Origin of the sequence: Rhodanobacter sp. Col0626, from assembly GCF_049994385.1 — a bacterium.
Taxonomy (GTDB): Bacteria; Pseudomonadota; Gammaproteobacteria; order Xanthomonadales; family Rhodanobacteraceae; genus Rhodanobacter.
The window spans coordinates 2,473,866-2,486,561 of record NZ_CP188260.1; the positions used below are offsets into that span (position 1 = coordinate 2,473,866).

The window sequence follows — 12,696 nt, forward strand, 5'->3', positions numbered from 1 at the left end:
TTTACGTGTGAGGAAGTCAAAGTGCTAAAAACTAAGAAAAGTTTGGCGTTTACCATGTTTTTTTTATCATTCCTGCTTCCTGCAGGAGCCATGGCGAAGTCTTCGACGGTGACGACATTATCCGTTATCGGCAAAGTGGCTCCAGGCGCGAGCATCACTGTGCGCGCCACAGTAACAGGCAACCATATTATTTTTATGCCTCCTTACTACACGGGCACAGGTAGCTTCGCTGGTTCAGTGCCTGGAGGTTCAGTAGACATCTATGCTGATGGCGCAAAAGTTTTGGGTGTGCCTGCTCAAGTAAACAACTCCAATTACTCGTGCGGATACGCGAATTTCCCTCCATCAAATACAATTTGCTATGGTCCGCTAACAGTTGTTGATTATAACTTCGTCGCCCCCAAGGGTGTCTCAAGCGAAGCTTTTTACGCTGAGTTCACCGGCGACCATGATAGCAACCAGTCTACATCTACAGTGGTTAGCGTTGAGGCAGCTCCACCAGACATCACTCCGGCCATTGATTTTATACTCAACTAATGCCCGGCCAAATCCCACGTAGTCGAAAATAATAAAAGGAAGATAAAATGCGTATCTCAAAGATGTTTCTCCCTCTTTTTGCGGCCGGACTCCTGGCGAGCAGCGCAGCTTACGCAGGCACAGGTGGCGGCAATGTCACCAGTGTGGTGGCCATAAAGGGCGGAACCGTGGTCTTCAAGACCGCAACTCATACGGGTTATCCCATTTGCGAGGAGGCGCCAACCGAGGCTTGGGCAATTGATACGACAACCGTAAATGGAAAAGCTCAATACGCCTTGCTTTTGACAGCGATCAATAGTGGCATGGATATTACGGTCGCCGGGACAAATACTTGCGACATTTACCCCACTCGTGAAACCGTACAACAGCTTATAGTTAACTATTGAGTTTGACTTTCCCCTGAAGGGACCGCCTTCGGCGCATCGAATGGGGTCAGGTTCACTATCAATAATCGAGAGGTGAAGCTGGCCCCGTTATTACTTACCAAGGATGCTCACGCTCCTGCGCAAAGCGCATGCAGTACGCATCGTCAACCTGTCGTGGCGTTGCTCGTTAACGGTGAACGCGGACCCGACCTGCCCACCTCTCAATCTTAGGCCCGCCTCCAAGGCTGCTCTCAACGCGATGACGCTCGCCGTGGTGATCAAGCTGGAGAAGTCGACTATGACCCAGCTTTCTTGGCTGCAGACGCGAATGACGCGAATGACGAGAGTGCGACAGGCGAATCTGAAGCACGCAGGAACCAGCACATGATGACTCCCCTATTTCGACAAGTGGTTCTGAGTTGATCCGATTATCGCCCGCTGTTTCTACAAAGCCAGCCTTTGTAACGCATAGCGATCGCTTAGGTTCGAAGTGAGCAGGCCGGTTGGGTTTCTCGAGCGCCCCGAGAAATACAAACGCCGAGAGAAAGGCTCGATGAGAACGAGGATCGGAGTGCCGTTCCAGCAAAGTCGACTCTCACCACCATTTTTGGGTGACACCCGTCACTACCATGACCCGACGCGTTGACCAAGAATCGTCCCGACCGATCAACAGATAGAAGGGCTCGAGGATGAAAAGCGTCAAGCGCAACGGCCACTACGGCATCGACGCGCCCTACGCACCGGCGATGATGATCGCCGGCGCGGTGATCTGCATCGGGTTGATCGTTTTCGCCCACATCTTCCAGTTATGGATCACCGTGGTCTGTTTGCTGGGCATGGCCGGCGTCTACCTGCACACCACGCGCCGCGGCAAATTCCAGGTATGGCGCAGCCTGCTGGCGGGTGCGGCCATCAGGGGCGACGAACGCGTTCTCGATCTTGGCTGTGGCCGCGGCGCGGTGCTGTTGATGGCCGCCGAATACCTGCCGCAAGGCCAGGCTGTTGGCGTCGATATCTGGAGCACCAAGGACCAGTCCGGCAACGCGATGGCGACCACGCAGCAGAATGCGCTGGCCGAAGGCGTCGCCGAACGGATCGAACTGCATACAGCAGACATGCGCCAGTTGCCTTTCGAAAACGACAGCTTCGACCTGATCGTTTCCAGCATCGCCATCCACAACATCAGCAAGGAAATCGGCCGTGACCAGGCGATTGACGAAGCGTGGCGCGTTCTGCGCCCGGGTGGGCGCCTCCTGATCGCCGACATTTCCAAAAGCCGTCGCTATCATCGGCGCCTGCTGGAACTTGGCGCCATGTCGGTTCGACGAAACCTGGGCTGGCGCATGTGGTGGGGTGGCCCGTGGGTACCGACCATGCTGGTGGATGCGCGCAAGCCAGCTTGAATACATCCCGCTTCAGGCTTGGCCGATTTCGCACGGCCCTTGGGTGCGAATATCGTGCGCGCGTTCCGCGACATCGGGTGACGCCGCAAGATCAGGAGGACGGAGAATCAAAGGACGGAGTGAGATGGCCCGGGTTTTCAACCGCCAGACACGCCTCTGCGAGACGGGCACCGGCTCGCTTGAGGCTCGCCTCGGATACGCCGGCATAGCTGAGCACCAGCGTGACATGATCGGGCGGTATCCGGTGGAAGCACTCGGCGGAGCGGACGCGCACACCGCGCGCCAGTGCTTCGGCCATCAATGCCTCGGTGGCACTACGTGGCAACCGGGGCAAGTGCACAAAGAGCGATCCTCCCGCTACCGAGTCGGTCACCACCAAGGCACTGCCGAGGCGCACTTGCAGCGCGGTGTGCAAGGCCCGGTGGCGGGGAGCCAGACGGTGTGCGATACGCCGTAGATCGCGCAGGTACTGGCCGCTGGTGATGCACGCGGCGAGCACGTGTTGCTGCATCGATATGCTGCCGCGATCGGCCAGCCACTTGACCGCCAGGAACCGATCGCGCAACGGGCGGGGCACCAGCATGAAGCCCAGTTGCAACGCGGGGAACATGGAGCGAGCAAAGCTGCTCACGTGGATCACCCGGCCGTAGCGGTCCAGCGACCACAACGACTGGGAAGTACCCACACCAAAACGATGCTCGCAATCGAAATCGTCCTCCACCAGGCATGCGTCGTGCGCATAAGCCCATTGCAGGAGGGCCCTGCGCCGCTCTTCGGGCATGACCACACCGGTCGGGAACTGGAAGGATGGGGCCACGTTGACCAACCGCACACCATCCAGTGCCGCTGCATGGCGGTCAATGTCCATGCCGTTCGGGCCTACCTGGCACGGCACGATCCGCGCCCCCATCGCCTCGTAGCTGTGGCGCACGCTCCATTCGCAGGGTTCTTCCACGCCTACACCATCGCCTTCGTCGAGAAGCACGCGGGCGATGAGGTCGCGTGCCTGCTGGGCGCCGCTGACGATGAGAATGTCCTCCGGGTCGACCTCGATCGCCCGCTCGATGCTCAGATAGCCGGCCACGGCCTTGCGCAGGTCGACGCAACCTTGCAGTTCGGGGAAGTCAGGTACATCGCGACGACGCAACAACGCCATCAGGTTCTGCTTCCAGGCCTTGAGGCTGCGCGGGTCGGACTTCACGCGAGGCTGCGCAAGATCGATCAACTCCTCTTCGATCAGCTCCCCTTCGATTAACTCCGCTTCGAGCGCATGCGGATCCGCCTCGAATACGGCAGGCAGCACGGCCCGCCGGGCCAGGCGGGACAGCCGCGGATCTCCTGGCGCCTCGACCTGTTCTTCCACGAGCGTCTCGCACGCGGACAAGCCGACGCGGCGCGCACTCACGCTGGTGCCGCTGCCCGAGCGCGATTCCAGATAGCCCTCGCTTTCCAGCTGGTCGTAAGCCATCAATACGACCGTACGGGAAACCCCCAGGGCGACCGCCATCGAGCGGCTTCCGGGCAGGCGTGCGCCCACCTGGAAGCGACCCGAATCGATATCACGCCGGATCGACTCCGCGATCTGGACATACATCGGCTTGTCGTTTTGCCGCCTGTTCGCCATCCATGCTCCCCGTGGTGGCTCGAAGTGGTCACATCGAAAAAGCCCGTGACCGGTCATTGACGGTCCCGCCCGCCCTGAAGATGATCATGCCACGGCTGGCAGGACGACGATCATGCGAGCCCCGTCGGCGCGACCGCCCGCTCCGGGCAGTCCAGCAAGGGAGAACCACCGTGGCCATTCCAAACGACACCGGGCGACGCCCCGGCGACCCAGTGCGCCCGTCTTCGCCCTGCTCCGGCCATCGGGACCCGTGGCGCGCTGGCGCAAGACAACGTGGGATCGATTTTCGCCAGCCCATTACCTCCGTTCTTTCGTAACCACACTGGCATTGCATCGCCAAAGAATGCAGGAATGGCGATTGCAGTGAACGCCATGCGGGACACCTGTGTTCGCCATGCCACTACTGACCAAGGAAGCATCACGATGAAGTTCTTTACGTTGTCTGCGCGCAGGCTGGTGTTGTTGATCGGTTGCGTGGTGTGTTCGGGGCTGGCGAGTGCCCGGGCTGTGGACGATCACTCGGCCGATCCGGCCTATGCCAGGTACTACCAGCAACAAGTGAACTGGGGCGGTTGTCCGCCATCGTTGTTCACCGATGGAAGCACCATTCAATGTGCCCTGATCACCGTGCCCAACGACTGGGCCGACCCGAGTCACGGCGACATCACCATCGGTATTTCCAGGCCGCTCAGTTCGCCGTCGCACACCCGCTTGCTGCTGGTCAATGCGGGCGGCCCGGACAACTCCAGCGCTTCGCAGGCGGAGATGCTCGAGCAGCTGCAGCCGCAAATTATGGTTGATCATCTGGTAGTCGGCGTCGATCTGCGCGGCATCACCGATGGCCTCGGCACCCAGGTGAGCTGCGACTATGCGCAGCGCAGCGGTACCGAAAATTTCATGGACGGCGACAGCCGCAATCCCACGGTTGCAAGCGTGCGATCACAGCAGAATTGGTGGGGTCGTTCGATCGACACCTGCCTGCGACAGCACGCAACTTTCCTCAAGGGCATCAACACACCCAATCACGCCCGTGATCTGAACCTGGTGCGTGCTGTACTGGGCTTCCCTCGCGCCGATCTGTTCGGCGTCTCGAGCGGCAGCAGCCTCATGGCCTATGCAAGTCGCATGTTTCCCGTCCGGTTCGAGCGTGTGGTGCTCGACAGCAACATGAACTGGCTGCATCTGGACTGGCAGCGACAGGGCTTGAAGCGGATGGCGATGGATCAGCTGAATGTGCAGCAGGCATTCATCCCTTTCATTGCGCGGCACGACGACCAGTTCCACATGGGCACGACGCCGCAGCAGGTGATGACGACCTTCCAGCGCATCTATCAGGCCACCTCGCACCACCGCATGGGCAGCGTGACGCCGGACCAGGCGCTGGGTTCGCTGGACGGCACCGGCATGTGGGTTTTCTGGGATCTGCTGGTGTCACCGTCGCTGAGCGCGATGTCGCAGGCGCTGGATGGTGACCCAACCCATATCGCTGCCGCCGAGCAGATAGCCGCGATGACCTTTGCCGACCTGCGCAACCAGCCCAGCTTCAACCCCATGGCTGATGTCCTTCAGTGCAACGACTCCGGCTCCACCGATCCGCGCCGCATTGCACAGAAAATCGCGGACGTCCGCACGTACTGGGCCATTGGCGCCTCCACCGTGGTGGATCCTTGCCAGCACTGGCCGTGGCGACCTGCGCTCGACCGCACGCTGGAGTCGCGCACCAAGGTGTCCGCCCTGATGGTGCAGAACGAGTTCGACCCGTCCACGCCCTACTCGGAAGCGCTCAAGGATCGGCTCGAGAACGGACCGGCCGCGCGGATGGTGCTGGTCAACAATGCCACCACGCACGGCGTCATGTTCGACGACAACGCCTGCACCACCAACGCCGAATTTGCCTATCTGAATTCAGGTGCCATGCCTGCCCGTGACGTGGTCTGCCAGGCCAAACCGATGCACTCCTTCGCCATGCAGGACACCAAGACCTACGAATATGGCTACCCGGCAGCGGGCTGGTGGTTGCCCCCGCCGCCGAACATTCATCAGGTGAACTGGCTGCTGGTTCCCTGAGCCTCGGGCGCAGATGCTTCGGGCACATTGGAGAAAGGGGCAGGTTCACTTCCGCAGGTTTGATTCGTGCACCTGACCCCGTTCTGCCGGCTGATCAAAGGTAGGGACAGAGGACCGGAAATCCGCGAGGCTTCACTTCCTCCGTCCCGTTTTCCGGTCCCGGTTTCGGCAAGGCGAGTCGTCGCCTTCAAACACGCACGACCCAGATGCCGACGAGCGCTGCGAGCGATACCAGTACCAGAAAGCCGTTGATGCCGATCAAGAGCCAAGGCGGTAGCCGGCGAATATCGAGGCGAGGCGGCGGCGCACCGGCATCAAGCTCGCGCCACACCCCTGCCAGGAAGCAGAAGGCGCCGAACAGGATCAGCACCGAAGCCGTTGCGCTGGCCAGCCAGGGAGCCACCACGTCCTTCAACAGGGCTTTGGCGCCAACGCCGGCAGCCAGGGACGCGAGCCCGGTCCGGACCCATGCCGCATAGGTCCGCTCTGCAGCGAATATCGTGCGGTCGGCTGCAAGTACGGTCCGACGGTCCGCGCTGTCGGTTTGCTGGACCGCGCTTTCCTTCAACTTGCTCGCGCTTTCGGCGAGCCTGGTTTGCGCGCGATCCGTTTTCTTGGCATCTGTCATGTCGCGTTGCTCGCAATGAGGCGATTGAACGGAATCAGGTTCACGTATCGTGGGCCAGGAAGCGGGGTCAGGAGGTGAACCTGACGCCGTTATGGCACTTGACCCTGTGACACCCCGAGCGGAGCCGTGGACTGACCCGTTTTGATGGCAGCCGACCCGCTGGCTGGTCGGCCGATCCAACTGATCAGCCACGCCGCCTTTTGATTTTCGCGGGATTCGTGGGCGGTTTTCGCTAAACCGTTCTCGCCACAGGCGCATCCAAGGGCCCATGCTGCGCGATGCATGGGGTGCACGGGCGGTGTTCCGACGTGCTCGACAGGCTGTTGCAGGAGGTACATTTTGAATTTACCGAACACCGCACGGTTCCGCAGGCTTTGCGGCATCGCCCTCGTCACCGTACTCATCGCGCCGCCGATCATCAGCGCCAGCGCACTCCGGACGACTCCAGAGTCCCCTATCCCCGCCATCGAGCACGGACTGCGTCCGGCCGTTGTGCTGCAGGGGCAGCCGGTATCGACAAAGACACTGGCGGCGGAGATGGCACGATTGCACGTTCCCGGCGTCAGCGTGGCGGTGATTCACGGTGGCGGCATCGCCTGGGCCAAAGGCTATGGCGTCGCGCGCGCGGGAGGGGCTGCGGTGGATCCCACCACGCTGTTCCAGGCCGGCTCGATCAGCAAGCCAGTTGCCGCGGTCGGCGCGCTGCAACTGGTTGATGATGGCCAGCTGTCGCTGGATGGCAACATCAACGATCGACTGAAAAGCTGGAAGGTGCCCGCCAGCCGCTACACAGGATCTGCCGGGGTGACGCTGCGCGAACTGTTGTCGCACACGGCCGGCGTCAACGTGCACGGCTTTCCCGGCTACGCCGCCGGCAAGCCGGTGCCTACGTTGATGCAGGTTCTCGACGGCCGTCCGCCTGCGACCAACGACCCGATCCGCGTGGTCGCCGAGCCGGGCGCCAAGTGGAGCTATTCCGGCGGCGGCTACACCATCGTCCAGCAGCTGATCGACGACGTCACGAAGCAGGCTTTCCCGTCCTGGATGCGCACGCACGTGCTGCAACCGGCGGGCATGGCGCGCAGCAGCTTCGCGCAGCCGCTGCCGGAGAAGGGTCTTGAAGACGCCGCCATGCCGCACGACGTACAGGGCCAACCCGTGCCCGGTGGACCGCACGTCTATCCGGAAATGGCGGCCGCGGGACTGTGGTCGACGCCGACCGACCTCGCCCGCTTCCTGATCGCTGTGCAGCAGTCGGTGGCCGGGAAGCACGAAGGCTGGCTTCGGGCCGACACCGCCCGGCACATGCTCCAACCCGTCAAGCCCGGCCACAGCATCGGGTTCGACATCGGCGGTTCCGGCGTGGACGCGCATTTCAGCAAGAGCGGCGATACCGAAGGTTTCGCCGCCTTCATGGTTGCCTATCCGGCGCGCGGCGAAGGCGCCGTGGTCATGACCAACGGCGCGTCCGGCAGCGTACTCGCCAGCGAATTGATGCGCAGCATCGCTGCCACTTACGGCTGGACGGATTTCGACAGCCGGGTTCGTGCCAGCGTGCCGCTGGAGGCTTCCGCCTTCGACCACTTCATCGGCACTTATGCCTTCCGCGACCAGCAGTTCGTCGTGCGTGCAGCGAACGGTCACCTGACGATCGCCTCGCCGGGCGAGACTCCCGAACGGCTCTATGCGGCGTCGCCGCAGGAGCTGTTTGTGCTGTCGCAGGACGTCGGCTTCGGCTTCGACGGTGCTCCCGCGCGACCGTGCCGGTCCGGCCACCTTCAATTGGGCGGACAGCAGGTGCCGTTCCATCGCGTCGAGTGACCTGGCCTCTCTACCCCGACTTCATTCCCCTCGCCCATTATTCGATAAACCCCATAACCGGGATAGAGTCGACTTTCTACAAGCATTGCTCAATTGAGTGCACTTTGACCCCTGTCTTTACCCCTGCTCTGGCCCCCTTATGCGGAGCCAAGATAAAGGCTATTGTCTAATCTAGAGAAATTGGGTTCATGGCATAGAGGGGGATGTGTTATGCGCTGTCTCATTACCGCGATCGTACTTCTAGCGACTGCGTCGTGTACGACTCTTTATCCTGTCGTCCCGAGAACAACTGAATCCGAGCTTGAGCAAAAGGGCGCACTACTTCAGTCATCCATCACCACGCCAGAGGAGGCGCGAAATCTCGTCTTCGGCAAAGAAGATGAGTTGAGCCGTGCAGCCTACGACAAACAAGTCGCGAACATCGTTTTCCAGGAAGTCACATTCTATGGCACGTTTATGGCGGTAGCCGGGGTCGTCGCCAACAGCATCGCCGCCAGGAACACTGGTGCTGGACTTGCAGCACTGAGCTCGGCCCTAAGTGGGCACTACCAGCCTGGAGATCAGAGATTGGCGTTTCAAAAGGCGGAGACCGCGATGCTTTGCATCAAGGACGCCATTTCCCCTATCGATCCGGCGATCCGTGAAGCCTTTGATGAGAACTTCGATCTGTCTGGTGATGATGCGAAGGACTTGGCGACGGCTTATTACAACGTTCCCGTCGTCACGGTGCATGCGATTCGTACCATTGGCACCAATCTACTTGTGGCGCTCAACAGTTTCACGCTTCCCACTCCGAGTGCGAGCGACATAACCGCATTAGGCAAATCGCTCGAAGCTGCGAAGACGCGATCAGAGGACATCGTCGGCAAGACTTCAAGTGAAAATTCTCAGAAAAACATTCAGACTGCGATTGACAGCTTGACGGCCAATGTCGCTTCCAATCCACAAATATCTTTAACCATGGCCAATATTCTCCGCGTCGGAGGCGTTGCTCCTTCGACGGAAGAGAACTGCCAAGCGAAAGAGCTACCCGGCGAACTTAGAAGGGCTTGTACCTTGAGCAAGCTCAAGGCAATGACACCCAACGAGCTCGCAGATGCCAAGAGGCGCTTCGTGGAGGCCGCCGTTCAATACGACACCACCGTTAGCGCTTGTCTTGCCACCAAACAGCAGTAATCCGGACGGAGACCCAACCATGCCCTCCAGACCGCTCCTATTTTTCTATAAACCTTGATCAGGGTGGAGTCACCAGATTTAGTGGACCCCTGATCTTCCTCACAGACCAGCCGGGCAGCTGTCGGGAAAGTATTTGTCGTCGATATCCGGGCTTGCACAATGCCATGACACGTGACGCCCGCGCTGCACTGCAATCAACATCATGAGACGGCCTCCAAGATGCTTGTCCGCTGCCGCTTCATCGAACTTCAGCAGAATGCTTCCCTTGGCGACCCTGACTTCGTTCACGTACTGGCTGCGAAGATCCGCAGGTAGCAATAACCCCACCGCCTTATCGTCTTCAGGCAAGACCCCGTTATCTTGTAGATAGGCTTCAACGGCAGCTCTTTCCCGGGTAGCCGATGCCAACGCTTCGGCTATCTGTTTTTGCGCACCGTTGACTTGGTGAAACAAAGTGGCGATCCAGGCAAGGCTCGAAATCACGATCACCCCGAAAGCAATCACGAACGCTTCGTCCGCCGCCCGACCTATCACTCTGGTGCCGGGCCGTCTCTCGCCGGTGCCGATGGACCGGTGCTGATTCCTCATCTCCGCGACGGGACGCTGATCGCCAGGCGCTACCAAGTGCACCAGGAACACCAGCGCAACAAGTATCAGTACCACGTACATACTCATGAGCACTACAACAAGACCCCAGAACCACAAGGGGCCTTCATCATGGCTGTAACAAACCACGTGCAGCGAAAACCGGCCCGCCGCGCAAACCACCCCGTCCCAACCATGTGCAACGACAGAGGCATAGCAACAAACAAAGAACATCTGAAGCGCGAATGTGACCACAACTTGGGAAGTTTTCTTGATCGCATCCCTATCAGGAAAAAACCGGGCCCATACAAACCACAAGATCACCCCGAAGGTGAACACGAATACCGCCGCATAGAGAACGGAATTCGAATGCGCCAGACGAACCAGATGCTCCATCTCAAAAATCCTTTTCGTGCTACAAGACCACGATAGGTGAACGGAGGCTGCGGACTCTCAAATCCAAATGGATCGGGCTGAAAAGGCCCGGGTTTGAAGGAACTTTCCCCACTACCAATCAACAGCCACCGATCTGATTCCGTGACTGTTGTACGCGTCGAGTGTCACCGAAGTATGCTGGTCGCACCGGCGAGGGGGTTCGCCTGCAACAGGGGAAAACAAAATGAAGTACTGGATTCCAGCTCTAACAGTGCTGGCGCTTGCCGCTTGCACCAGTGTAAAGGTCAAACCGGTCGACAGCAGTATCGCAATGAAACATGTGTGCATCCACACCAACCCGGCGGTGACAGTCAGCGACTTCGTCATGGTGATGCAGGACGGATTCCAGCGTCATGGCATCGCGGCAGAAGTCTACGATCATGACTTGCCGGCCTCTTGCGGGTACGTGGTCGACTACACGGCGTTACGCTCGTGGGACTTCAAACCTTACCTTTCCCATGCCGAAATCCGGATCACCGAGCATGGGCGCTCCGTGGCGTCAGCGACGTATCACCTCAACGGCAAAGGTGGTCTCGATATGAGCAAGTGGAAAGGTACGAAGGCCAAGATCGATCCAGTCATGGATGAGTTGCTGGCGAGCTTCCACTGATGGCCGGTAATTCCGGCTACAGTTATTTCATCCGGACCAGGTCTGGCAAGTGAACCTGGGCTCGTTTTTTCGATCGGTTCAAGCGCAACGAAGGACTCCACATCGGTCTGGTCTTGCAAGGCATCCATGCAATCGGATTGAAGGGAAGCATCACATCGAGGCGGTATCAGAGCACTAGAATGTTGCGGGTCATTCGAACGCAAGGAAACATGCAAATGATGAAGCTGGCAAACAGGGTCTTTCTTGTGGCCCTGCTGACAAGCGCCGCCCATGCGCAGACCAATGCGGGCGAACAGAAATCCGATCCCGACCTTCCCTTCACCATCACCAAGGTGGCGAGCTTCGATCTGCCCTGGCGCATCGCGTTCCTGCCCGATGGCCGCATGCTGGTGACCGAGAAGGTCGGCCGTGTCGATTTGGTCACCCCGCAGGGCGCCAAGACCGAAATCGGAGGCGTTCCGCCCAGCTACGTTGAAGGTCAGAACGGCATGCTGGGCGTCTTCCTCTCGCCTCACTACGCCAAGGACCACCATGTGTATCTCACCTATGTCGCGCCGGGTGACTACGGCGGCGGCCTGGTGCTGGGCCGGGGTCGGCTCGTGCTGGATGGCAAGCAGCCACGACTGGACGGCTTCCAGGTGCTGTGGCGCCAGATGCCCACGGGCAAGGGCGGCCAGGCCGGTGCCCAGATCGCCTTCTCGCCGGACGGCAAATATCTCTTCCTCACGGTGGGCGACCGCCAGCGCTTCACTCCCGCACAGGATCCCAACCAACCGGTAGGCAAGATCCTGCGACTGACGCTGGACGGCAAACCCGCGCCGGGCAATCCGTGGGCAGGCAAGGTCGGTGCCCGCACCATTCCGCTGATCGATCCGGCGGCCGATACCGAGAAAGCCAAGACGGCGCCGGTGGTCAGCACTTATACGTTCCCCGGGCCCAACCTGACGCCGGCCGAAACCTGGACCACTGGCCACCGCACACCTTATGGCCTGGCCTTCGCTCCCGATGGTCGACTGTGGGAACTCGAGCATGGCCCGCGCGGCGGCGACGAACTGAACCTGATCAAGCGTGGCAAGAACTACGGCTGGCCGCTGGTCTCCTACGGCCTCAACTACAACGGCGTGCCTATCCCCAGCTCCGATACGCGACCCGACCTCGCCAAGCCCGTGATCTATTGGCTGCCGGTGATCGCACCGGGCAATCTCATGTTCTACAAGGGCAGCCTGTTCCCGCACTGGAAGGGCAGCGCCTTGCTCAGCGGCCTCGTCAGCGAGGGAATCATTCGCGTCACGTTTGACGGCAAGGGCGGCGCCACCGCGGCCCAGCGCTGGACCATCGGCAAACGCATCCGCGATATCGAAGAGGCGCCGGACGGCTCGCTCTGGATGCTGGAAGACGCCGCGCCCGGCGGCCTGTACCGCCTCACGCCGAAATAATTCGACGAA

General features: G+C 60.2%; 11 protein-coding genes. 8 read left to right on the forward strand and 3 right to left on the reverse strand.

From position 1 onward, the window contains the following. Positions 1 to 21 precede the first annotated feature (21 nt). The 3 genes from ACPPVV_RS10645 to ACPPVV_RS10655 all read left to right on the forward strand — a co-directional run bounded on the left by ACPPVV_RS10645 (position 22) and on the right by ACPPVV_RS10655 (position 2,305). Positions 22 to 537 (forward strand): hypothetical protein, encoded by a 516-nt coding sequence (locus ACPPVV_RS10645; protein ID WP_426699864.1) that lies wholly within the window; start codon positions 22 to 24, stop codon positions 535 to 537. Positions 538 to 584: 47 nt separating this feature from the next. Beyond that, positions 585 to 923: a hypothetical protein gene (locus ACPPVV_RS10650; protein WP_426699865.1), complete on the forward strand. Its 339-nt coding sequence runs from the start codon at positions 585 to 587 to the stop codon at positions 921 to 923. Positions 924 to 1,591: 668 nt separating this feature from the next. Further along, entirely contained in the window at positions 1,592 to 2,305 is a 714-nt protein-coding gene (locus ACPPVV_RS10655) for a class I SAM-dependent methyltransferase (protein WP_426699866.1), read from the forward strand. A 91-nt stretch (positions 2,306 to 2,396) separates the two neighbouring features. Here the strand turns inward: ACPPVV_RS10655 and ACPPVV_RS10660 are convergent, their stop codons facing one another. Continuing rightward, complete coding sequence (locus tag ACPPVV_RS10660) at positions 2,397 to 3,842, reverse strand: PLP-dependent aminotransferase family protein (protein WP_426699867.1); 1,446 nt, start codon at positions 3,840 to 3,842, stop codon at positions 2,397 to 2,399. A gap of 510 nt (positions 3,843 to 4,352) precedes the next feature. Between ACPPVV_RS10660 and ACPPVV_RS10665 the strand changes: the two genes are divergently transcribed. After that, entirely contained in the window at positions 4,353 to 5,996 is a 1,644-nt protein-coding gene (locus tag ACPPVV_RS10665; RefSeq protein WP_426699868.1) for an alpha/beta fold hydrolase, read from the forward strand. 187 nt (positions 5,997 to 6,183) lie between these two features. Here ACPPVV_RS10665 and ACPPVV_RS10670 read toward each other — a convergent pair whose 3' ends face one another. Beyond that, positions 6,184 to 6,624: a YidH family protein gene (locus ACPPVV_RS10670; RefSeq protein WP_426699869.1), complete on the reverse strand. Its 441-nt coding sequence runs from the start codon at positions 6,622 to 6,624 to the stop codon at positions 6,184 to 6,186. Between the two features lie 339 nt (positions 6,625 to 6,963). Here ACPPVV_RS10670 and ACPPVV_RS10675 point away from each other — a divergent pair, with 339 nt between their 5' ends. After that, positions 6,964 to 8,445, forward strand: a complete 1,482-nt coding sequence (locus tag ACPPVV_RS10675; RefSeq protein ID WP_426699870.1) for a serine hydrolase domain-containing protein — start codon at positions 6,964 to 6,966, stop codon at positions 8,443 to 8,445. Positions 8,446 to 8,655: 210 nt separating this feature from the next. After that, entirely contained in the window at positions 8,656 to 9,621 is a 966-nt protein-coding gene (locus ACPPVV_RS10680; RefSeq protein ID WP_426699871.1) for a hypothetical protein, read from the forward strand. 99 nt (positions 9,622 to 9,720) lie between these two features. Here the strand turns inward: ACPPVV_RS10680 and ACPPVV_RS10685 are convergent, their stop codons facing one another. Then, positions 9,721 to 10,602, reverse strand: coding sequence for a pilin (locus ACPPVV_RS10685; RefSeq protein WP_426699872.1), 882 nt, complete (start codon positions 10,600 to 10,602; stop codon positions 9,721 to 9,723). A gap of 223 nt (positions 10,603 to 10,825) precedes the next feature. On the opposite strand from ACPPVV_RS10685, the gene ACPPVV_RS10690 reads away from it, so the two are divergent. Together ACPPVV_RS10690 and ACPPVV_RS10695 are read left to right on the forward strand one after the other, a co-directional pair. After that, on the forward strand, positions 10,826 to 11,251 hold the full coding sequence (locus ACPPVV_RS10690) for an Sbal_3080 family lipoprotein (protein ID WP_426699873.1): 426 nt from the start codon (positions 10,826 to 10,828) through the stop codon (positions 11,249 to 11,251). A gap of 215 nt (positions 11,252 to 11,466) precedes the next feature. Next, positions 11,467 to 12,687, forward strand: coding sequence for a PQQ-dependent sugar dehydrogenase (locus tag ACPPVV_RS10695; protein ID WP_426699874.1), 1,221 nt, complete (start codon positions 11,467 to 11,469; stop codon positions 12,685 to 12,687). Positions 12,688 to 12,696: the final 9 nt, after the last annotated feature.